The 20,794-nt window shown below is 66.2% G+C and carries 22 protein-coding genes and 1 pseudogene; 12 read left to right on the plus strand and 11 right to left on the minus strand.

Features of this window, described 5'->3' with window-relative positions; genetic code table 11:
• Positions 1 to 134 precede the first annotated feature (134 nt).
• The 4 genes and pseudogenes from ACFYOW_RS05685 to ACFYOW_RS05700 form a co-directional block, all read left to right on the plus strand.
• A pseudogene (locus tag ACFYOW_RS05685) lies at positions 135 to 701 on the plus strand (glutaminase); the annotation flags it as partial.
• Between the two features lie 106 nt (positions 702 to 807).
• On the plus strand, positions 808 to 1,392 hold the full coding sequence (locus tag ACFYOW_RS05690; protein ID WP_387284804.1) for a cyclic nucleotide-binding domain-containing protein: 585 nt from the start codon (positions 808 to 810) through the stop codon (positions 1,390 to 1,392).
• Positions 1,393 to 1,466: 74 nt separating this feature from the next.
• The gene (locus tag ACFYOW_RS05695) at positions 1,467 to 2,150 is read left to right on the plus strand and encodes an SIMPL domain-containing protein (protein WP_387284806.1); all 684 of its coding nucleotides are present in this window, start codon (positions 1,467 to 1,469) and stop codon (positions 2,148 to 2,150) included.
• 63 nt (positions 2,151 to 2,213) lie between these two features.
• The gene (locus tag ACFYOW_RS05700; RefSeq protein ID WP_387284808.1) at positions 2,214 to 3,017 is read left to right on the plus strand and encodes an enoyl-CoA hydratase; all 804 of its coding nucleotides are present in this window, start codon (positions 2,214 to 2,216) and stop codon (positions 3,015 to 3,017) included.
• Positions 3,018 to 3,020: 3 nt separating this feature from the next.
• Here ACFYOW_RS05700 and ACFYOW_RS05705 read toward each other — a convergent pair whose 3' ends face one another.
• The 3 genes from ACFYOW_RS05705 to ACFYOW_RS05715 form a co-directional block, all read right to left on the minus strand.
• The gene (locus tag ACFYOW_RS05705; protein ID WP_387284810.1) at positions 3,021 to 3,320 is read right to left on the minus strand and encodes a DUF1330 domain-containing protein; all 300 of its coding nucleotides are present in this window, start codon (positions 3,318 to 3,320) and stop codon (positions 3,021 to 3,023) included.
• A 236-nt stretch (positions 3,321 to 3,556) separates the two neighbouring features.
• A complete protein-coding gene (locus tag ACFYOW_RS05710; protein ID WP_387284812.1) occupies positions 3,557 to 5,176 on the minus strand; it encodes a class I SAM-dependent RNA methyltransferase in 1,620 nt (539 codons plus the stop codon).
• On the minus strand, positions 5,173 to 7,161 hold the full coding sequence (locus tag ACFYOW_RS05715; RefSeq protein WP_387284814.1) for an APC family permease: 1,989 nt from the start codon (positions 7,159 to 7,161) through the stop codon (positions 5,173 to 5,175). The genes ACFYOW_RS05710 and ACFYOW_RS05715 overlap by 4 nt, the downstream gene beginning before the upstream one ends.
• A gap of 242 nt (positions 7,162 to 7,403) precedes the next feature.
• On the opposite strand from ACFYOW_RS05715, the gene ACFYOW_RS05720 reads away from it, so the two are divergent.
• Positions 7,404 to 8,069, plus strand: a complete 666-nt coding sequence (locus tag ACFYOW_RS05720) for a potassium channel family protein (protein ID WP_387284815.1) — start codon at positions 7,404 to 7,406, stop codon at positions 8,067 to 8,069.
• Positions 8,070 to 8,071: 2 nt separating this feature from the next.
• A complete protein-coding gene (locus tag ACFYOW_RS05725; RefSeq protein ID WP_387284817.1) occupies positions 8,072 to 8,743 on the plus strand; it encodes a potassium channel family protein in 672 nt (223 codons plus the stop codon).
• A gap of 40 nt (positions 8,744 to 8,783) precedes the next feature.
• Here the strand turns inward: ACFYOW_RS05725 and ACFYOW_RS05730 are convergent, their stop codons facing one another.
• The 3 genes from ACFYOW_RS05730 to ACFYOW_RS05740 form a co-directional block, all read right to left on the minus strand.
• Positions 8,784 to 9,419: a sigma-70 family RNA polymerase sigma factor gene (locus tag ACFYOW_RS05730; RefSeq protein WP_387284819.1), complete on the minus strand. Its 636-nt coding sequence runs from the start codon at positions 9,417 to 9,419 to the stop codon at positions 8,784 to 8,786.
• Positions 9,420 to 9,568: 149 nt separating this feature from the next.
• A complete protein-coding gene (locus ACFYOW_RS05735; protein WP_387284821.1) occupies positions 9,569 to 10,297 on the minus strand; it encodes a DUF3159 domain-containing protein in 729 nt (242 codons plus the stop codon).
• Between the two features lie 3 nt (positions 10,298 to 10,300).
• Positions 10,301 to 10,678 (minus strand): OB-fold nucleic acid binding domain-containing protein, encoded by a 378-nt coding sequence (locus tag ACFYOW_RS05740; protein ID WP_063043609.1) that lies wholly within the window; start codon positions 10,676 to 10,678, stop codon positions 10,301 to 10,303.
• A gap of 130 nt (positions 10,679 to 10,808) precedes the next feature.
• On the opposite strand from ACFYOW_RS05740, the gene ACFYOW_RS05745 reads away from it, so the two are divergent.
• The gene (locus ACFYOW_RS05745) at positions 10,809 to 11,525 is read left to right on the plus strand and encodes an alpha/beta fold hydrolase (protein ID WP_387284823.1); all 717 of its coding nucleotides are present in this window, start codon (positions 10,809 to 10,811) and stop codon (positions 11,523 to 11,525) included.
• Here the strand turns inward: ACFYOW_RS05745 and ACFYOW_RS05750 are convergent.
• Together ACFYOW_RS05750 and dut are read right to left on the minus strand one after the other, a co-directional pair.
• A complete protein-coding gene (locus ACFYOW_RS05750; protein ID WP_387286027.1) occupies positions 11,522 to 12,499 on the minus strand; it encodes a DUF3710 domain-containing protein in 978 nt (325 codons plus the stop codon). The two genes, ACFYOW_RS05745 and ACFYOW_RS05750, sit on opposite strands and share 4 nt — an antisense overlap.
• Before the next feature lie 5 nt (positions 12,500 to 12,504).
• Positions 12,505 to 13,002, minus strand: coding sequence for a dUTP diphosphatase (gene dut / locus ACFYOW_RS05755; RefSeq protein ID WP_387284825.1), 498 nt, complete (start codon positions 13,000 to 13,002; stop codon positions 12,505 to 12,507).
• Positions 13,003 to 13,081: 79 nt separating this feature from the next.
• Between dut and ACFYOW_RS05760 the strand changes: the two genes are divergently transcribed.
• Positions 13,082 to 13,561, plus strand: coding sequence for a DUF3093 domain-containing protein (locus ACFYOW_RS05760; protein ID WP_387286029.1), 480 nt, complete (start codon positions 13,082 to 13,084; stop codon positions 13,559 to 13,561).
• 65 nt (positions 13,562 to 13,626) lie between these two features.
• Here the strand turns inward: ACFYOW_RS05760 and ACFYOW_RS05765 are convergent, their stop codons facing one another.
• The gene (locus ACFYOW_RS05765) at positions 13,627 to 13,929 is read right to left on the minus strand and encodes a DUF4193 domain-containing protein (RefSeq protein WP_062988999.1); all 303 of its coding nucleotides are present in this window, start codon (positions 13,927 to 13,929) and stop codon (positions 13,627 to 13,629) included.
• Between the two features lie 372 nt (positions 13,930 to 14,301).
• On the opposite strand from ACFYOW_RS05765, the gene cei reads away from it, so the two are divergent.
• The gene (gene cei, locus ACFYOW_RS05770; protein WP_040692557.1) at positions 14,302 to 14,982 is read left to right on the plus strand and encodes an envelope integrity protein Cei; all 681 of its coding nucleotides are present in this window, start codon (positions 14,302 to 14,304) and stop codon (positions 14,980 to 14,982) included.
• A 63-nt stretch (positions 14,983 to 15,045) separates the two neighbouring features.
• Here cei and ACFYOW_RS05775 read toward each other — a convergent pair whose 3' ends face one another.
• Entirely contained in the window at positions 15,046 to 15,951 is a 906-nt protein-coding gene (locus ACFYOW_RS05775) for an inositol monophosphatase family protein (RefSeq protein ID WP_387284827.1), read from the minus strand.
• Positions 15,952 to 16,131: 180 nt separating this feature from the next.
• Here ACFYOW_RS05775 and ppgK point away from each other — a divergent pair, with 180 nt between their 5' ends.
• From ppgK to ACFYOW_RS05790, 3 genes are all read left to right on the plus strand, one after another.
• On the plus strand, positions 16,132 to 16,890 hold the full coding sequence (gene ppgK / locus ACFYOW_RS05780) for a polyphosphate--glucose phosphotransferase (protein ID WP_387284828.1): 759 nt from the start codon (positions 16,132 to 16,134) through the stop codon (positions 16,888 to 16,890).
• A gap of 196 nt (positions 16,891 to 17,086) precedes the next feature.
• Complete coding sequence (locus ACFYOW_RS05785) at positions 17,087 to 18,460, plus strand: RNA polymerase sigma factor (protein ID WP_387284830.1); 1,374 nt, start codon at positions 17,087 to 17,089, stop codon at positions 18,458 to 18,460.
• 414 nt (positions 18,461 to 18,874) lie between these two features.
• The gene (locus ACFYOW_RS05790) at positions 18,875 to 19,720 is read left to right on the plus strand and encodes an MHYT domain-containing protein (RefSeq protein ID WP_387284832.1); all 846 of its coding nucleotides are present in this window, start codon (positions 18,875 to 18,877) and stop codon (positions 19,718 to 19,720) included.
• Positions 19,721 to 19,778: 58 nt separating this feature from the next.
• Here ACFYOW_RS05790 and ACFYOW_RS05795 read toward each other — a convergent pair whose 3' ends face one another.
• Positions 19,779 to 20,555 (minus strand): MHYT domain-containing protein, encoded by a 777-nt coding sequence (locus tag ACFYOW_RS05795; RefSeq protein ID WP_387284834.1) that lies wholly within the window; start codon positions 20,553 to 20,555, stop codon positions 19,779 to 19,781.
• Positions 20,556 to 20,794 lie beyond the last annotated feature (239 nt).

Genomic DNA, 20,794 nt, shown 5'->3' on the forward strand with positions numbered 1-20,794 from the left:
CCACACGAATCGCCGCCCATTCGCAGACACGCTCGGGCGGGCGAGTTCGCCGGTCAACCTAACGTTACCCAGCTTAGAGTGGACCCGTGGCCCTGCCCGAGCAGAAGGTTCCGCAAACGGTCGACCCCGGCGTCGTGGCACGCATCGTCACCGATGTCTACGAATTGTGCCGCGCCGACGATTCCGGGGAACTCGCCGATTACATCCCCGAACTGGCTGCCGTACAACCCGATTCGTTCGGACTGTGCCTGGCCACCGCGGACGGACGGGTCTACGGTACCGGCGACGTCACCACCGAGTTCACCATCCAGTCGATCGCCAAACCCGTCACCTACGCACTCGCACTGGCCGATCGGGGCATCGCGACCGTCGTCGAGCACATCGATGTCGAACCATCCGGCGACGCGTTCAATGAGATCAGCCAGGATCCGGTGACCGAACGCCCCCGCAATCCGATGATCAATGCGGGCGCCATCACAGCGGCCGCACTCATCAACGGCCGTGACCCGACCGAGCGCTTCGAGCGCATCCGGCGGTCCTACTCCCGCTTCGCCGGGCGCATGCTCACCATGAACGAGGCGGTGTACGCATCAGAGGCGTGCACCGGATTCCGCAATCACGCCATCGGCGACATGCAGCGCTCCTTCGGCATCATCGAATCCGATCCGGACGAGGCGGTCGACCGGTACTTCCGGCAGTGCTCGATCGATGTCACCTGCCGCGACCTCGCGCTGATGGCCGCGACGCTGACACGGCAACAGCGCGCGCGGTGTCGCAGCGTGCCGGGCGCTGTCGCAGCGGCTCGAATTGCACTTCCTGCACGTCACCCAGTTGCGCACCACGATCCGCGCCGCGTACACGGTGGCCGAGGTGCCCTCACGGCTGCGACGCACCAAGGACATCGTCCTCGACCACCATCGGCCCGCGGAGGAACCGGCGTGCACGTTCCTGCCGATCGAGGACCATCCCGCACTCGCGGCTCTCGCTTCGGACGATCGCAGCCGGCTGGCGAAGGATTTCGAGGTGCGCACCGTTGCCCGCGGCGCGGTCATCGCCGAGCGCGGCAGCAGTCGCACCGGGCTGTATCCGATTCTCGAAGGCCGGGTCCGGATCACCTTCGAGGGCGCCGATGCCCGGACCCATCGGCTGGTATCACATTCGGCGGGAATGTCTTTCGGCGAGGCCCCGATGTTGGTCGGGACACCGTTCGGGAACGAGGCACGTGCGGAACGCGCGGTGCGCGTTGCGGTTCTGCGTCCGGAGCGGTTCGACATGCTCACCGAGCAAGCGCCGGACCTCGAGCTCGCGCTGCTCGAGCGACTCGCCGCGGGGGCGTATGCGCGGATGGATGCGGCGGGACGGGCGATCGCCGTGCGCGGCGGCGACTGTTGACCGGCTTTGCCCGGGTCAAGGGGACATTTCCGAACGACCGTTGCGTCTGAAACCGATGAAGTCAGGAGAGCGCCGTGAGCAAGAAGAAGTCCCACGACACCGCCGGCACGGTCACCACCCTCGGGGCCGGCAGCGCCCGCGCCACCCCGGATCTGATGCGCGTCACCATTTCCATCGAAACCCGGGCCGGCAAGGTTGCGCTCGCCTACGGCCAAGCCGGTGAGCGCGTCGCCGCCGTCACCGAATCGCTGCGCTCCGATGGCGTTCCCGGCACCGATATCGCCACCAGCGGGCTGTCGGTGCGCACCGAAACCGTCTGGCTCGAAGGCGGTGGCTCCAAGATCACCGGTTACGTCGCGACCACCGAGCTCACCGTCGTGCTGCGCGATATCGGCGAAACTGCGGATCCGGGCCCCGCAACAATCATCGCCAACTGTGTCGACGCCGGTGGTGACGATGTCCGCCTCGGCGGCCTCGATCTCGGTTTCGCCGATCAGGAGAGCCTGCTGATCCGCGCCCGCGATGCCGCTTGGGACAACGCGCTCGCAAAGGCTGAGCAGTATGCGGGCCGTGCTCGGCGGTCCCTGGGCCCGGTTCTCGAAATCACCGAGAACGCCACCTCCACTCCGGCCGCCACGCCCCGGCTCATGGCCATGTCGGCCCCGATGAACGAGTCCTACGGTGGCGCTCCGGTTCCGGTCGAACTCGGCGAATCCGAAATCTCGGCGACCATCCGCGCGACCTGGCAGCTCGACTGATTCCATCTGACCTAACGCTTGCTTGGGTATAGTGAGGGCCTCATCGCGTCTGAAGGGGTCCGCATGTCGTTCGTGCTCATCGAGAAACCGCGACCGCAGGTCGCGCTGGTCACGCTCAATCGGCCGGAACGGATGAACGCGATGGCCTTCGATGTGATGATCCCGCTGCGCGAGGCCCTTGAAACGGTCAGTGCCGATAACGAAGTGCGGGTCGTGGTGCTGACCGGCGCGGGCGAGGGCTTCTGCTCCGGCGCGGATCTGCAGAACGCGGGCCGGATTCCCAATACCGAAGGTCTCACCAAGACCAGCGTTGCGCGGCGCTCGATGGATCTGCTCAACGATGTGATGATCACGCTGCGGCGGATGAACCAGCCGGTCATCGGCGCGATCAACGGTGCGGCGATCGGCGGTGGCTTCTGTCTCAGTGTCGCCACCGATATCCGAATCGCCGGCGAGGACGCCTACTTTCGCGCGGCGGGCATCAATAACGGCCTCACCTCGGCGGAATTAGGCATCAGCTATCTGCTGCCGCGCGCCATCGGCGCCTCGCGCGCCTTCGAAATCATGTTGTCGGGCCGGGATGTCGACGCGGTCGAGGCCGAACGGATCGGCCTCGTCTCGCGCGTCGTGCCCACCGTCAAACTGCTGGACACCTGCTACGACCTGGCCGAACGCATCATCAGCTTCAGCCGCGTCGGTACCGAGCTCACCAAACGCATGCTGTGGAGCGGTATGGAGGCCGGCGGTTTCGAATCCCATATGCAGCACGAGGGCATGTCCCAGCTCTACGTCCGACTCACCACCGAGAATTTCGACGAGGCCATCCGGGCGCGGCGCGACCGGCGGCCACCGGTATTTGAAGACTGACCGTCACGAGCGTCGGTCTATGCCATTGATCAGCAAGGTCACCGTATCCGCGCCCGCGTGGCGGTCCTTCGAGATCTCCTGGTACTCAGGGGAATCCGCCCACTCGCGGAATGAAGGCTCGTCCGGGAACGACATCAGTACGACCTTCTCGTGATCCGAATCGCCCTCGATCACCCGCGGGGATTCATCGGAGGCCAGCAGGGTGCCGGAGTAGCGGGTGAACACCTCGAGGAAGCGCGCACGGTAACGATCGTAGGCGGTGCGATCGGTGAACTTCAGTTGTGCGACGACATACACGGTCATGGTTGACTGTAAGCCGCGCTGCCACAACAGCGATCGAGGGCACCGGATAGTTCGCCGGGGTCGCCTTCGGGCCGGCCTGGGTGTGGCCGGTTCGCACCGTGGATCGATGGACAGGGGCTGAAGTCCGGCCGGTGGCTGCATACCGGGGTGCCGCTGATGATGCTGACTCCGACGCCCGGGGCTGGCGGTATGGCGCTATCGCGGGCGGTCCTGCTCTGCGCCAGGCGTTACAGGTCTCAACGCTCCAGTAGGGCGAGGCATTCGACGTGGTGGGTGGCTGGGAAGGCGTCGAAGGCGCGTAGCTCAGCGAGGTGGTAGCCCGCCGATCGGTAGAGGCCGAGGTCGCGGGCGAATGAGGCCGGATCGCAACCGATGTGGATGATGCGGGACGGGCCGCTGGTGGTCACGGCGGTGACGACCTCCTTGCCCGCGCCCGCGCGGGGTGGATCCAGGACGACCACATCCGGGGCGGCGCTGCTGGCGTGTTCGGCCAGCCAGTGTTCGACACGCTGGGCGCGCAGGTCCAACCAGGGCAGATCGCGCAGCGCGGCACTACCGTCGGCGACCGCGGACCGCGTCGATTCCACCGCGAGCACCGAACCGGTCCGGCCGACCTGTCCGGCCAGTCGGGCCGCGAAAACCCCTACGCCGCTGTACAGGTCCCATGCCCGCTCCCCGTGACCGAGCCCAGCCCAGCCGGCGACCACATCCGAATAACATTGCGCCGCACCATGATGCGCCTGCCAGAACCCGGTTGCCGCTAGCTCCCACCGCCGCCCGGCCACATACTCGACCGTCCGACCGCTACCGCCCATCACCCACTCGTCCCGAGCCGCGTGCGTCGCCGCCCGCCGCGCCGCCGCCCGCCGCCGAACCCCCTCTCCCCCAGCCGATCCGGACCGATCGCTGCCTCGCGAGCCTTCGCCACCGAACTCGTCACGACGAGACCGATCCCGACGCCTGCCCCGATCCCACTCGCCATCGTGCCCCGGTTCGGCACGACGACTGCGACCATCCGCATCGCCGGGCAGGGCTTCAGGGCCGTCTCCGTCATCGATACGCCGCCATTCCGATCCGCCCCGACGGCCTTCGTCGCCGTGTCCGCGTGCACCGGTCCGCGGCGACTCGCTGCCGGGCCCCCGCTCAGCGGCGCGACGCTTTCCGGAACGCCGGTCTGTGTCCCGCCTGCCACGCCGATCCGCACCTCGCCTCGAAGGCCGTTCGGACTCAGCACGTCCCGCAACTGCCGACGGAGCCAACTCGACGATGTGCCGCATCCCATCGCCGTCGACCGCGACTACCAGATCCGCGCCGGGAGTCCATATTCGATCCGCAATACCCGCCATCGCACCCGGAACCGGCTGGGGGCAGCGCAGATCGGTGATCACCTCGGTGCTGCGGTACCCGTGCACTCCGGGTCGCCCCTCGCCGTCAACGGCCAAGCGGACGCGGGTGCGCCAGCCGCCGGTGGCGTCGGCCGGATAACCGGCGATCGGCTCCACGGTGATATCTCGTTCGATTCCGGCGATGCGATGCAGTTGCTCCGCCACAACCGCCGCCTTCAGCGCCCGCTGCGCGGCGGGGGTGGCGAAGGAGAAATCGCAGCAGCCCGCGCCACCGGGACCGGAGACGGGACAGGTGGCGGGAACGCGATCCGGGGATGCCTCCAGGATTTCGATCGCATCGGCACGGCAGAACGAACCCCCGCGATCCTCGGTGACCCGCACTCGAACCAGTTCATCGGGCAGTCCGTGCCGCACGAAGACCACCCGGCCCTCGTGCCGCGCGACACAGAATCCGCCATGTCCGGGCGGCCCGAGCCGCACCTGGAAAGTGTTCGATCGCCAGTCGGTCACCCTCGGTCCCCGTACCCGCGCCGCACCGCACCGGGCGCACTCACCACACCGGCCTGCCTGGCCTTCGCGGACGACGTCAACTGCCACGGCACACTCGTCACCATGACACCCGGTTCGAACAGCAACCTGCCCTTGAGCCGCAACGCGCTCTGGTTGTGCAGAATCTGCTCCCACCAGTGTCCGACAACGTATTCCGGAATGAATACGGTCACCACATCGCGCGGCGAATCGCGCCGCACCCGCTTGACGTAATCCAGTACCGGCTTGGTGATTTCGCGATAGGGCGATTCGATCACCTTGAGCGGCACCGTGATATCGCTGCGCTCCCACTCCCGCACCAGCGCCCTGGTGTCGGCCTCGTCGACGTTCACCGTCACCGCCTCCAAAGTATCGGGGCGGGTCGCGCGCGCATAGGCCAGCGCCCGGCGCGTCGGCAGATGCAGTTTGGACACCAGCACGATCGAATGCGACCGACTCGGCAGCACGCCGTCCCATTCCTGCTCATCGAGTTCGCGGGAAACCGAATCGTAATGCCGCCGAATGAGTTTCATCACAACGAAGATCGACACCATGGTGCAGATCGCGATCCAGGCACCGGCGAAGAACTTGGTGATCAACACGATGACCAGCACCGTCCCGGTGGCACTGAGCCCGATCGCGTTGATCACCCGCGAACGCTTCATCCGCGCCCGCTGCGACGGATCGGTTTCGGTGCGCAACAACCGGGTCCAGTGCCGCAGCATGCCGGTCTGGCTGAGCACGAACGAGACGAATACCCCGACGATGTACAGCTGGATGAGCTTGGTCACCTCGGCGCCGAACACCACGACGAATGCGACGGCCGCACCCGAGAGGAACAGAATGCCGTTGCTGAACGCCAGTCGGTCGCCACGGGTGTGCAACTGCCGTGGCAGGTAACGGTCCTGCGCCAGAATCGAACCCAGCACCGGGAACCCGTTGAACGCGGTATTCGCGGCGAGCACCAGGATCAGCGCGGTCACCGTGGTGATGAAGAAGAAGCCGATCGGGAAGCCGTGGAAGACGGTCTCGGCCAGCTGGGCGATGAGCGTCTTCTGGTGGTAGTCCGCAGGCGCGCCGATCAACTCGGATTCATTGTGCGCGTAGACGATCCCGATCTTCTGGGCCAGGATGATGATGCCCATCAGCAGTGCGATCGCGATGCTGCCGAGCATCAGCAACGTGGTCGCGGCATTGCGCGACTTGGGTTTCCGGAATGCGGGCACACCATTGCTGATCGCCTCGACACCGGTGAGCGCGGCACAGCCGGAGGAGAACGCCCGCGCGATCAGGAAGGTGAACGCGAGTCCGTATAGGTGCTCCTCCTCGGCATTGAGCTGGAAGCCCGCCGATTCGGCGCGCAGGTCGTCGCCGAGTATGAAGATGCGGAACAGCCCCCACCCCAGCATCGCGAACATGCCGAAAATGAAGGCGTAGGTCGGAATCGCGAAGGCGACACCGGATTCCCGGATGCCGCGCAGATTGATCGATGTCAGCACGACGATGGCGACGACCGCGAACAACACCTTGTGCGTGGCGACGAACGGAATCGCGGACCCGATATTCGACGCCGCCGAAGAGATGGATACCGCCACCGTGAGCACATAGTCGACGAGCAACGCACTACCGACGGTGAGCCCGGCGTTGGGCCCGAGATTCGTGGTGGCGACCTCGTAGTCACCGCCGCCGGAGGGGTAGGCGTGCACATTCTGCCGATAGCTGGCGACCACCACGGCCATCACGAATGAGACGGCCAGACCAACCCAGGGCGCATAGACGTAGGCAGAAATGCCTGCCACCGAAAGAACGAGGAAGATTTCCTCCGGAGCGTAGGCCACCGAGGACATGGCATCGGAGGCGAACACCGGAAGCGCGATTCGCTTCGGCAGCAGGGTATGGCCCAGCGCATCGCTACGGAAAGGCCTGCCCAGCAGCAAACGTTTGGCTGCCGTCGTCAACTTGGACACTGGAGCGAGCATAGATCCCCGCAGGATGCAGCGCTCCCTCGGCTGGTTCGCGTCGTATGTTTGGTTGACAGGTGGAGGGGAAATTGGGCCATGGAAACATCTGGCGGGTACGGTTCGATGCCGAGGTAAGCAAACCGAACGCCCTGCGGCGCGAGCTCACCGCCCGGAGGCGGTAGCTTGCGTAACCACGTAGGGCCTGCGAGTGCCGCCAATTGAACACAGTTTCCAGGAACGAGGTTGCGGTGTACGTAGTGATCATGGGTTGCGGACGAGTCGGCTCATCGCTGGCACGCGCCCTGGTCCGGGTCGGCCATGAGGTCACCGTGATCGACCGGGACCACAGCGCCTTCCTGCGCCTCGGCGAGGACTTTCCGGGCGAGCGGGTGGTCGGTGTCGGCTTCGACCGGGATGTGCTGACCCGCGCGGGAATCGAGCGGGCCGACGCCTTCGCCGCAGTCTCCTCCGGCGATAACTCCAACATCATCTCCGCGCGGGTGGCCCGGGAAATGTTCGGTGTGCAGCGCGTGGTCGCGCGCATCTACGACGCCAAACGCGCCGCCGTCTACGAGCGCCTCGGCATTCCGACCATCGCCACCGTGCCGTGGACCACCGACCGCTTCCTCACCACGCTGATCGGGGACGGCGGCACCACGACCTGGCGGGATCCGACGGGCACCGTTGCGGTAGCCCAGTTGACACTGCACGAGGAGTGGTATGGGCGCACCGTGCGCGATCTGGAGCGCAGCGTGGGCGCCAGGGTCGCCTTCATCATCCGGTTCGGTCAAGGCCTGCTCCCCGAGAGCAAGACCGTGGTCCAGGCCGACGACGTCGTCTATGTCGCAGCCACCTCCGGCTCCGTCGGCGAGGCCGTCGCCTTGGCCGGTAAGCCCCCAGCAAGCGAGGACTGAACATGAAAGTGGCGATCGCCGGAGCCGGCGCCGTCGGCCGATCGATAGCCAGGGAGCTACTGCGCGGCGGCCATCGGGTGATGCTGCTCGAGCGCCAGCTCGACCACATCGACCCCGCCGCCATCCCGGATGCCATCTGGGTCCATGCCGACGCGTGCGAACTCGCACTGCTGGAGGACGCGGGTATGCAGACCTACGAGGTCGTCATCGCCGCCACCGGCGACGATAAGACGAATCTGGTGCACAGCCTGCTCGCCAAGACCGAATTCGGCGTGCGCCGGGTGGTGGCGCGGGTCAACGACCCACGCAATGAATGGCTCTTCGACGCGTCCTGGGGCGTCGATGTCGCAGTGTCGACGCCGCGGCTGCTGGCCTCGCTGGTGGAAGAGGCGGTCTCGGTCGGCGATCTGGTCCGGTTGATGACGCTGCGGCAGGGTCAGGCCAATTTGGTCGAGATCACCCTGCCCAGCGATACCGCCTTGGCGGGCAAGCCGGTCCGCACGCTCACCCTGCCGCGCGACGCCGCCCTGGTGACGATTCTGCGCGGCGGCCGCGTGATCGTGCCGCAGCCCGACGACCCCTTCGAGGGCGATGACGAGCTGTTGTTCGTGACCTCCGTGGAGGCCGAGGAAGACCTGCGGGTGGCGCTGGCCACGCACGGTATCAAACCCTGACTCCCCGACAAGGCTGATATGGATCAGCGCCTGTCCGAGCTCAGGATGCGGCCGCGAGCTGCGCGCGCAGCTTGTTCAGCGCGCGATGCTGCATAACCCGGACCACGCCGGGACTGGTGCCGATGGCCTCGGCGGTCTGCGCTGCGGTCCAGCCGAGCACGATCCGCATCACCAGCACCTCGCGGTGCGCGGGGGCCAGGATCTTCATCAATTCCCGGGTGGCCTCGCGACGTTCGGACGCGATCGCCCACTCCTCCGGGCCTGCCGCGGTCGATGCCGTATCGGGCACCTGGTCGACCGGGTACATCGGGTGCAGCTGCGAACGCCGGAACGCGTCGGCCACCTTATTGGCCGCGATGCCGTAGACGAACGCCAGGAACGACTTGCCCTGATCGCGGTAGCGCGGAATGGCGTTGACGGTGGCCAGCAGGATCTCCTGCACCACATCGTCGGCCGTGACGTGCAGATGTGCGGTATTGCCAAGGCGCGCACCGCAATACCGGCGCACGAGCGGGTGGACCAGCCGGATGATCTCGGTGACCGCCGCACGGTCGCCCGCTGCCGCCGAACCGATCAACTTATCCAGTTCGGCCGATACCCGGCGGCTCTCCGACAGGGCCGGATTGTGGTGGGCCTGGTTTTTCGACAGTGTCGCAATGCTGTGCTCGGTAGCCAACTTCCGAGTCCTTCCTCGCCGATCGTGCTTTTTTGCTTGCACTGATCGTCTGATGAACTCGGTCGCCCAACCAGGCACCCCAGGGTGGATACTCCCCCACCTCCGGCGGCGATTCGTTAACACCCCAGCGGAATTCGGGGCGGGAATTCCTAGGCCGTTTCGGCGGCCGTACCCCGGCGCACCGGCAGATGTCCGGCCCGGCGCACCGCCCACACGGTCACGGCCAGCGCGACGGCGGTCAGCGGCCAGCCCATCGCGATGCGCGCGAAGGCCAGCCAGCCGGTGCGATCGGTGTCGTAGAGCTGTGACTGCACCAGATAACGCGCGCCGAACACGATCACCCAGGTGGTGGTCGCCAGGTCGTAGAGGCGCACGACTCGGCGGTCGGACCGCCATTCGGTGCCGTGGCCGTTGAGCACACCCCAGATCACGCCGACCAGCGGCCAGCGCACCAGCATCGACACAAGGAACACCCCGGCATAGACCAGGCTGGTGTAGATGCCGAACAGGAAGAAGCCTTTCGCCTCACCCATGCGGTAGGCGATGAACGCGCAGATGCCCACCCCGAGGAAGCCCGAGATCGCGGGCTGGATGGGGCTGCGCCGCACGAGCCGCCACACCAGAATCGCGGCAGCCACGCCGAGTGCCGACCAGATCGCCGCAGTGAGCCCGGCAAAGGTGTTCACGGGCACGAAGACCAGTACCGGCAGCGTCGAGTAGATCAGGCCGCTGAAGCCGCCCAACTGCTCGAGGAGGGTTTGTTCGGCCTCTTCGGTTTCGGCGTCTACAGAGCGATCTACGGCGTCGGACGGGCCCGCGTCGATCGGCTCACGACCTCGGGTGTGGATCTCCGCGGCGTTCTCGTTGCTCGATGGCATACGTCAGCTGTTCTCACGCAATTCGTAGTAGGGGTTGTAGATCACCTTACGACCATCCCGGTCACCCACACGACCGCGGACAAGGATCTTGCGTCCCGGTTCGATACCGGGAATACGGCGGCGACCGATCCACACCAGACTGATGGCGTCGGTGCCGTCGAAGAATTCTGCCTGAACACTGGCGCCGACGGACTTCGGACACGCCTCGACACTGCGTAGTCGGCCGAGCATGGTCGCCTCGTCACCGCGCTGACAGTCCGAGGCCCGGCAGGCACCCGACGCATCGGCCGATTCGGCGAGTTCCTCGGCGTCCAACTGATCGAGATCCTCGGTCAGCCTGCGGCTCAGTCGGCGAAAATAACCTGAGGCGGCGGATGACATTTGACGCTCTCCTGCGTGGAGCAAGACGACGTGGGTCCCACGCCATCATGGTTGTTCCGGTGACGACCGGCTTAAGGCCGTATACCCGCCACTGTAGATGGGCAACCCTCACCCCGCTACGCTCGGACCGGTGTTCGACTCCCCACATTTCGCGCCGGACCGCAGCGGCCGCGCCTCGATCGCCGTGGCGTTGCCGGGAACCGGTTCGGATGCCGACTTCGCCCGCCGCGCCTTCGGACCGGCTTGCGCGGCACGCGGAATCGAATTCATCGCCGTCGAACCAGACCCGCGCGGAGTGGTTGCCGGGTACCGGGCGGCGCTCGATGGGGCCGCGAGGCGCGGGCCGGTCCTGGCCACCGGGATCTCCCTCGGCGCGGCGGTCGCACTCGAATGGGCGGCTGAACATCCCGGGGCAGCAACCGGCGTAGTGGCGGCGCTACCGGCCTGGACCGGTCCCGATACCGCCGCGTGCCCGGCCGCACTCAGCGCTGCCGCCACCGCGGCCCAGCTGCGTGCGGACGGGCTCGACGCGGTGGTCGAACGCATGCGCGCGAGCAGCCCGCGCTGGCTCGCCGACGCGCTCACCCAGTCCTGGCATTCGCAGTGGCCGCGGCTGCCCGAGGCGCTGCAGGAGGCCGCCGACTACAAGTGGCCCGATGCGGAACGACTCGGCACCGTCGAGGTGCCCGTCACCATCGTCACCGCCGTCGACGATCCGGTACACCCGCTGTCGGTCGCCGAGGAATGGGCCGAGCTGATCACGCGCGCCGAGCTGATCCGGATCACCCTGGATGAACTCGGCGCGGATCCCGCGATTCTCGGAAACGCGGGACTCGCGGCGTTCTAGTTGAGCCCGAGCTGCTGCATGGCGGAGCCGTCCGCACCGCGGCGCGGTTCATTCGGCATGCGCGGCGGGACCAGCGGCTGGGGTGTGGGCTGGACCGCGGCCTGCTGTGCGGCCATTGCCTGCTGCTGTGCGTCCACCTGCGCCTGATGCGCGGCGGCCAGCTGCTCGGCCAGCTCCGGTGGCAGCACGACGGCCAGCGGCTCGCGCACCGGCATCGGATCGTCGCCGCGCCGAATCACGGTCTCGGTCAAGATCGCTCGCGCGGCCCGCACCAGCGGCCCACCGTCATCGGCGGCGCCCTGCGGACCCGCGGCCACCAGCCGCACCATCCATCTCGGACCATCCACCCCGATGAAGCGCAGGTCCGCGCCCTCGGTGATGGCGAGCAGTTCCCGGCCCCACGGTCCGGTCTCCACCGCGACCCTGGCGCCGTCCTTGCGTAGCGATTCGGCCAGATCCGCTGCCACCGAACGCCATTGGCCCGCCGACTTGGGCGCGGCATAGGCCGCGACCGTGATCCGACCGTGTTCGGTCGCCAGGTGCACCGCCTGCGGCGCGCCGTCCGGGGTCATCTCGACCTGCAATTGGCCGCCCGGCGGCACCGGCAGGATCACCGAACCCAGATCGAGGCGCTGATCGGACACATTGTCCAGCAGCTCGGCCACCTCGTCGTAGTCGTACGGGCCGGATTTCGGCATATCCACGACATCGTCATCGTCGTAGTCGTGCTCGTCGTACTCGGATTCGTCGTACTCGGGTTCGTCGTCGTAGTGCGCGGCGGCATAAGCGGCTGGGACGATCGGATTCTCGTCGGTGATCGGATCGATGATGGGGTTCTCGTCGGTGATCGGCTCATCGTCGTAACCCGCGTCGCCGTAAGCGGCGTACTCGCCGTATTCGTCGGCGTATTCGTCGTCGTACCGGTCCTCGGCGTATTCCTCACGTCCGCCGGACTTGCGTCTCTTCCCGAACATGCCGGTCATGCCTCCTTGCCGAGAGTGGCCACCTCGTCGGCCGACGCGGCCAGACTGGCGTGGCCACCGCTCGACCCGTAACCGCCCGCTCCCCGCGTGGTGTCGTCGAGTACGTCGACCTCCACGAAATCGACCAGTTCCACCCGCTGCACCAGCAGCTGCGCGATCCGATCGCCACGACGCAATTCGATCGGGGTGCGCGAATCGTGATTGATCAGGCACACCTTGATTTCGCCCCGATAGCCCGCATCGACGGTGCCCGGCGTATTCACCACGGACAGACCGGTTTTCGCGGCGAGTCCGGACCTGGGATGGATCAGGCCGACCGTGCCGACCGGCAGTGCGACCGCGACACCGGTGCCGACCAGCACGCGCTCCCCCGGTTCGATGATGACGTCCTCTGTAGTGCACAGGTCCACGCCCGCGTCTCCGTGGTGGGCACGCGTTGGCACGGGGATGCCGGGATCAAGCCGCAGCAAAGGTATGGGTGAAAGGGCGCTCACGTTGTCCGAGCCTACGCGTACGCCCTCGACCTCAGTGAATTAGTGTTGAGTCGTGTCGGACCAGCCCAACCCAGTGACTATGGACGATCAACAGCGAAGCTTCGAGCCTTACCGCGAGCGCCTGTGGGTGCCGCTGTGGTGGTGGCCGATCGCGTTCGCCATCGCCGGCTTGCTGGCCGCCGAAATCCATATGGGCGCACCGGGTCTGCGCGCCTGGTTGCCCTACGCGTTACTGTTTCCGGTGCCGGTGTGGGTGCTGTTGTGGCTGAGCCGTCATCGGGTGGAGGTCGCCCAGGACGGTTCCGGCATCCGCGAACTCCGCGCCGATCGCGCGCATTTGCCGGTGAACTTCGTGGCCAGATCGGCCACGGTGGCCCCCACCGCCAAGAGTGCGGCGCTGGGCCGCCAGCTCGACCCCGCCGCCTATGTCCAACATCGGCCATGGGTGGGGCCGATGGTGCTACTTGTACTCGATGACCCAGACGATCCGACGCCGTACTGGTTGATCAGTACGCGACGGCCGGACCGGGTCTTGGCCGCGCTTGGCATACCTGGCTGAGGCCGGGCGTGCCGAGCGCGGGCTGACCGTTGATCTCGGCTGGAGATCAGATCTCGCGCCGGAAATCAGGCTGCACAGTCCATGCAGATCAGCTGACCGCCACTCTCACTGGCCAGCCTGCTCCGGTGATGGACCAGGAAACAGCTGGAACAGGTGAACTCGTCGGCCTGCTTCGGGATCACCCGAACTGTCAGGACTTCCTCGGACAAGTCCGCGCCGGGAAGCTCGAACGACTCCGCGGTATCGGATTCGTCGATATCCACGACGGCGGACTGTGCCTCGTTGCGACGAGCCTTCAGCTCCTCCAGCGAATCTTCCGACACTTCGTCGGTTTCAGTGCGCCTCGGTGCGTCATAGTCGGTTGCCATGTCGTCTTCCCCTCGTCCTTACTCCGTATATCCCGGACCGGGCCACTCACACCGATTCCTCGGAATCGGAATGACCAGCTCCGCCCCGCCGGTGGTGCACGTCACACGTACACCGGTCCCCTATCAGGGCGGATCATGCGGACCCACCTTTGATAGCGCTCGGTAAACGCGGGACATGCCCTTCTTGTTCCCGCGACCGACCACCGTTTTGGGCTGCGATGTTTCGATCTGGGCCGCCAGACAATAGCGGACGCCACAGCAAAAGTCGCAATCAAAACACAGACGATTCGAAACTGAGGGGTAATCGACACCAACCGTGAACTCGCCGAGACCTTACGCACTGCCGCGGACACATTTTCGTAGAGTATGCACGTGGTTTCACTCATCACCGAAGGCAGCGCAACGGATCGAACGGGTCAACCCTTCCTCCGGCGACGCAACCAGCCATGGTTGATCCTGGTCGGCGTCCTACTCCTGATCTGCACCGTGGTGTGGATCAAGGCCCTGACCACCGAGGACAGCAGCGGAACCGCGATGGCGTGCAATTCGCCGAGCCCGGCCACCGACGCGAAATCGCCCCAACCGGCCCCGATGGGTCAGCGGGTAGGTCAATCGCGGCTGACCGACGTCGAACCGGCGGCGCTGGCCTCGTCGAAGGTCCGCGTGCTGAACGCGAACAACAAGAGCGGTCAGGCCTCGCACATCGCCTCGGCGCTGGGCGATCTGGGCTTCGCGAGCGCGCCAGGACAGCAATTCGGTAACGATCCGGTTTATGTCAACGGCGATCTGAACTGCACCGGCCAGATCCGCTTCGGCGTGAACGGCCGACCGGCCGCCGCTTCGGTCCAGTTGGTCGCGCCGTGCGCCGAGCTGATCGAGGATCAGCGCAACGACGACACCGTGGACCTGGTGCTCGGTTCGGTATTCGGCGAATCGCTGCGGCCCAGCCCCGACGCCGAGGAAGTGCTGAAATCGCTGAAGAATCCGGCACCGGGCGGATCCACGTCCATCGACCCCAAACTGCTTTCCGCAGCGCGCACGGCACGCTGCTGACCTTTCCTGAACCGACCTTCATCGCCCCGGTCTGCCGCTTCGGCAGACCGGGGCGATCCGTTTTCAGGCGTCCGGGATCGCGGTGGTCGCGCCGACACGCTCGAACAGTTCGGTCAATTCGTTCGCTACGCCCGGTGCGGCGGCAACGACCAACTCACCTGCCGCACCCGGGCTGGTCGCCGCGGGCAAGCGCAGCGCCGCACCCGCCTCCGCGGCGATCAAAGCGCCCGCCGCCCAGTCCCACGCATTGAGTCCGTGTTCGTAGTACGCGTCGACGCGGCCCTCGGCGACGAAGCACAGATCCAGTGCCGCCGCGCCGAGACGGCGGATATCGCGGATCTCCGGCAGGATCTGCGCGATCAACTCCGCCTGCCTGGCCCTGCGGTGTTTGCCGTACGCGAATCCGGTGGCCACCAAGGCCATCGCCGCCGATCGCACCGGTGTGCAGCGCAGGTGTTCCACGGTGCCGTCACCGGTCACCTTCGTGGCTCCCATCCGCAGTCCGGCGCTGTAGGTGGCCGCCCGCGCGACATCGACCACCGCGCCGGCGACGGGTTGTCCGTCGCGCATCGCCGCCACCGAAATCGCATAGCCGGGAATGCCGTACAGGAAGTTCACGGTGCCGTCGATCGGGTCCACGACCCAGTGCACGGTGTCCCCGTCACCGTCGGCCAGGCTGCCGCCGCCCTCCTCACCGAGGATCGGATCGCCGGGGCGCACTTCGTCGAGCAGGCGACGGATCAGATCCTCGGTCTCGGTATCGACGATCGTCACCGGATCGGTGGGGTGGCCCTTGGCCTGCACGACCCCGTCGCGCGCACCCTCCGGACCGAATACCTCGGGCCGGCGCGAGCGCACATGCGCGGCCGCGGTTTCGGCGAGTTGGACCGCGATCCGGCGCAATTCGGCAACATCCTCGGATGGCATCGCGGTCGGTCGGGCGGTAACTGACGCTGTGGTCTCCGGCATGCCCCCATGCCATCACACATCCTCGGCGAACGGGAACCGATGCCCGCCCATTACTCTTGTCGTGCACGACACAACGCCGTCGTCGGGCACATCACCGCATGCTCCGCGACCAGCCGGTGGTGAGTTCCTGTGCGGCGGCGCGTTCATCACATCGGCCAGCACAGGGAACGAGGGAACGTCATGTCCGCTCGGGGGCACGCATTCGGTATCGATATCGGTGGCAGCGGCGTCAAGGGCGCCGCGGTGGATCTGGCCACCGGAGCATTGGTCCATGAGCGGATAAAGATCCTGACACCGCATCCCTCGACACCGCAGGCGGTCGCCGACGCGGTCGCCAAATTGGTCGCCCAGGCCGATTGGGACGGCCCGGTCGGCATCACGCTGCCCTCGGTCGTGCTGCAAGGCGTCGCGCAGACAGCCGCCAATATCGACAAGGCGTGGATCGGCACCGACGCGCGGGCGCTGTTCTCCGCGGCACTCGACGGCCGCGCCGTTACCGTGCTCAACGACGCCGACGCGGCCGGTCTGGCCGAAGATCGCCACGGCGCGGCAAAGGAATTCGACGGTCTGGTGGTGCTGCTGACCTTCGGCACCGGCATCGGCTCGGCGCTGCTGTTGCACGGCACGCTGGTGCCCAATACCGAACTCGGCCATCTCGAGGTCGGCGGCATGGAGACCGAACACCGCGCCGCCGCCTCGATCAAGGATCGCGACGGCCTGACCTACGAGCAGTGGGCCGCCCAGGTCAGTATTGTGCTCGGCGGCCTGGAGAATTTGTTCTGGCCGAAGGTCTTCGTCGCAGGTGGCGGCATCAGCCGCGATGCCGAACAATGGATTCCATTGCTCACCAACCGAACCCCGGTGATTCCCGCCCGGCTGGAGAACACCGCGGGCATCGTGGGTGCGGCCATGGCCATCGATGCGGGCATCGCACCGTAGACGCGCGGAGGGTGCGGCATTAGCCGTTGCCGGGATCGTGCCGTAGGTACCCTGGTTCGATCGTTACAATGGAACGTACTCCGGCCGCGAGCCGGAAACCCCAGACCCGGCGCTCAGCCGGTGAAACCCGACAGACCGCTCCGCCGGAACACCACTCTGGCGTGACGCCGCACGAGACCGTCACGAAAGGGCGTACGTGGTAGCCACGACCCGTCAGACCGCCGAATCGGCCGATGCCGACTCCGCAGATGTAACCGAAGCACGGCCGGTCCGCAAGGCTGCCGCGAAGAAGGCCCCGGCCAAGAAGGCCGCTGCCAAGAAGGCTCCGGCCAAGAAGGCCGCCGCCGCGAAGGCGACGAAGGGCCCGGCCAAGAAGGCCGGACCGAAGAAGGCCGGACCCGACGGCGAACCCGGCGGCGACGAGAACCTCGAGACCGAGGATCTCGACATCGAGGATCTCGGCGATCTCGAGGTTTCCGAGGACGATCTCGCCGACGAGGCCGAGGAACTGGTCGAAGACGTCGCCGAGGAAGTCGAGGAAGGCGAGACCGAGGAACCGTCCGCCGCGGACAAGGCCTCCGGCGACTTCGTCTGGGACGAGGAGGAATCCGAGGCGCTGCGCCAGGCCCGCAAGGATGCCGAACTCACCGCATCGGCCGACTCGGTGCGCGCCTACCTCAAGCAGATCGGCAAGGTCGCACTGCTCAACGCCGAGGAGGAGGTCGAACTCGCCAAGCGGATCGAGGCCGGTCTCTACGCGGCGGAGAAGGTGCGCGAATTCGCCGAGCAGGGTGAGAAGCTGCCGGTCGCGATGCGGCGCGACTACACCTGGATCGTGCGCGACGGCAACCGCGCCAAGAACCACCTACTGGAAGCCAACCTGCGTCTGGTGGTCTCGCTTGCCAAGCGCTACACCGGCCGCGGCATGGCATTCCTGGACCTGATCCAGGAGGGCAACCTCGGCCTGATCCGCGCGGTGGAGAAGTTCGACTACACCAAGGGCTACAAGTTCTCCACGTACGCCACCTGGTGGATCCGGCAGGCCATCACCCGCGCCATGGCCGATCAGGCCCGCACCATCCGCATCCCGGTGCATATGGTCGAGGTCATCAACAAGCTCGGCCGCATCCAGCGCGAGCTGCTCCAGGATCTGGGCCGCGAGCCCACCCCGGAGGAGCTGGCCAAGGAAATGGACATCACGCCGGAGAAGGTCCTCGAGATCCAGCAGTACGCGCGTGAGCCCATCTCGCTGGACCAGACCATCGGCGATGAGGGCGACAGCCAACTCGGCGACTTCATCGAGGACTCTGAGGCCGTCGTCGCAGTGGACGCGGTGAGCTTCACGCTGCTGCAGGATCAGCTGCAGTCGGTGCTGGAGACGCTGTCCGAGCGCGAGGCGGGCGTGGTCCGGCTGCGCTTCGGCCTGACCGACGGCCAGCCGCGCACCCTCGACGAGATCGGCCAGGTCTACGGGGTCACCCGTGAGCGCATCCGCCAGATCGAGTCGAAGACCATGAGCAAACTGCGCCACCCGAGCCGCTCGCAGGTGCTGCGCGACTACCTCGACTAGTTCGTTCTGCTCGATTTTTCCGAAGCGCCCGCGCCTGACAGCGCGGGCGCTTCGTTTTTTCGCAACCGGCCTTCTCGTCGTTCGGTCGACCGGCAACTCTGCCCGCATTCGCTCCGCCTACGGTCCCGCTATCGTCGAATCCGGCTGCACCCATTGGGGTTTTCAACCGTATTGCGCCGAATCTCTTCTGCAACAGTCACTTTCGGCGTTATGCCGCGCAACCGATCAGCCACAGGGTGGCAACCGAGACAGCGTCCGGTCCGCTAACCAATTCGGGTTTCAATCAAACCTAAAAGTGACCGAAACCACTTCTGCGAAACCAGATTTCGACTCCTATCGGGCCGACGGCTGTCGTATCGTCTGACCCGCTGTTATTTCAATCGCCGATCCTTTCTTCGGCAGTGGGGGCGTTGCGTGCTCGACATCTACCATTTCAGCTACGGTCTGCTGACCCCGCTGCTGGCCTACACCATGTCGGTCACCGGATGCCTGCTCGGCTTGCAGTGCGCCGCACGCGCCCGCAGCGGCAAGGATCGAATCGGCTGGCTGCTCGGCGCAGCCGTCGCCATCGGCGGCACCGGCATCTGGGTCATGCATTTTATTGCGATGCTGGGCTTTTCGATCCGCGGCACCGAGATCCGGTACGACATTCCGCTCACTCTGCTCAGCGCGATCACCGCGATAGCCGTGGTCGGCATCGGGCTGTTCATCGTGGTCAAACCCGAACCGTCGCTGCGCGGCCTGCTGGCCGGGGGCACGATCACCGGCCTCGGCGTCGGGGCCATGCATTACATGGGCATGTATGCGATGAAGTCGAATGCGATGATCAGCTATGACGCGCGGCGGGTCGGGCTGTCGATGGTCATCGCGGTGGTGGCGGCGACGGTTGCGCTCTGGTTCACGTTGCGGGTCAAGGGATTTTTCGCAACCATCGGTGCCGGACTGATCATGGGTGTGGCCGTATGCGGCATGCATTACACCGGGATGTCTGCGATGCATGCGCACAGCGGAGATATGCATAACCCCGAAGGGACCGGTGCCATGGAGCTGATCGCGCCGATCATCGTCGTGATCAGCGTGGTGACGATGCTGCTGCTCATCAGCGTCAGCCTGACCGAGATCGATCGCAGCGTAGAACTGCCGCCGCTGCGCATCGCACCGCGTGCCAAAACCGATCCGCTACCGCCGCTGCCACCGGTGGAACCGCAGATAATGCCGACCGCGTACTGGCCGACGCGGACCGAGGTACCGCGCCACTGAACCCATCGAAATCGCCTGTGCGACAAGCTCCCAGGGCGATCTCACCGGGCGATGCGACTCAGTCCCTGGTCGGCCAGTAGCGCGCCGGACGCGGTCTGCGCGCACCGTCGTAGGCCGGATCCTCGACATCGGTGATGCCGATATGCAGTAGCAGCATCATGGTGACCATGCCGACGCCGACCGTCAGCGGAGTCAGCAGTTGTATCGCGCCCGCGCCCGCGGGTGGGTGCATGTGATGGCCGTTCTGCACATGCATCGCGAACATACCGGTGTAGTGCATGCCGCAGACCGCGACGCCCATCACCAGCGCCGCACCGATGGTGGCCAGGGTGCCGCGGATATGCAACGCGAACCAGAGCGCCGCGGTCGCGGCGATCACCGCGATCACCATGGACAGCAACACTATTCGTCCGTCGTATTCGATGACCGCGTCGGATTTCATCGCATACATGCCGGAATAGTGCATGGCGCCGACACCGACGCCGGTGATCGCACCGCCGATGTACAGCGCCACCGGCTCCAATCCCGGCAGCTGCGCGATCCGTAATCCGATCCACACCACCACCATCGCGATCACCGCGCTGAGCAGAGTGATCGGCACGTCATAGCGGATCGAAGCGCCGTGGATCGAAAAGCCCAGCATGGCAATGAAATGCATGACCCAGATACCGGTGCCGCCGATCGCGACGGCCGCGGCGACGAGCCATCCGGCGTGGCCGCTACCGGCCCGCGCCCGAACCACGCACCGCAGCCCCAGCAATGATCCGGTGAATGACATCAGATAAGCGACAACCGGCGTGAGCAACCCGTGGCTGAAGTGATCGATTTCCAGCACGCGAACTCCCTCGTTGGGCGGACGTCGACCGTCATCGCGACAGTGCGAGCCCGCCCGCTTCTAAAGAACCAGCAGGTAGGCGATTTACAGTACTACCGTCCGCTAAATTTGTCATGGGATGAATCCAATCAGTGAGACAGTGCCCGCTATCTGTCGGCGACCACCCGTGCCCGATACATACCGAACAGTCCCCCGCCGTCGAATCCTGCCGATCGTCACCGCCGGCAATCGATCAGCAC

Source organism: Nocardia sp. NPDC006982 (assembly GCF_042869435.1).
Lineage (GTDB): Bacteria > Actinomycetota > Actinomycetes > Mycobacteriales > Mycobacteriaceae > Nocardia.

What these genes read in the sequence shown, in the direction of transcription:
- ACFYOW_RS05760 (WP_387286029.1), top strand. Translation starts at nt 13,082, where the DNA reads ATGGACGATCAACAGCGAAGCTTCGAGCCTTACCGCGAGCGCCTGTGG.
- ACFYOW_RS05700 (WP_387284808.1), top strand. Translation starts at nt 2,214, where the DNA reads ATGTCGTTCGTGCTCATCGAGAAACCGCGACCGCAGGTCGCGCTGGTC.
- ACFYOW_RS05775 (WP_387284827.1), bottom strand. Translation starts at nt 15,951, where the DNA reads ATGCCGGAGACCACAGCGTCAGTTACCGCCCGACCGACCGCGATGCCA.
- ACFYOW_RS05765 (WP_062988999.1), bottom strand. Translation starts at nt 13,929, where the DNA reads ATGGCAACCGACTATGACGCACCGAGGCGCACTGAAACCGACGAAGTG.
- ACFYOW_RS05750 (WP_387286027.1), bottom strand. Translation starts at nt 12,499, where the DNA reads ATGTTCGGGAAGAGACGCAAGTCCGGCGGACGTGAGGAATACGCCGAG.
- ACFYOW_RS05705 (WP_387284810.1), bottom strand. Translation starts at nt 3,320, where the DNA reads ATGACCGTGTATGTCGTCGCACAACTGAAGTTCACCGATCGCACCGCC.
- ppgK (WP_387284828.1), top strand. Translation starts at nt 16,132, where the DNA reads ATGTCCGCTCGGGGGCACGCATTCGGTATCGATATCGGTGGCAGCGGC.
- ACFYOW_RS05740 (WP_063043609.1), bottom strand. Translation starts at nt 10,678, where the DNA reads ATGTCATCCGCCGCCTCAGGTTATTTTCGCCGACTGAGCCGCAGGCTG.
- ACFYOW_RS05735 (WP_387284821.1), bottom strand. Translation starts at nt 10,297, where the DNA reads ATGCCATCGAGCAACGAGAACGCCGCGGAGATCCACACCCGAGGTCGT.
- ACFYOW_RS05725 (WP_387284817.1), top strand. Translation starts at nt 8,072, where the DNA reads ATGAAAGTGGCGATCGCCGGAGCCGGCGCCGTCGGCCGATCGATAGCC.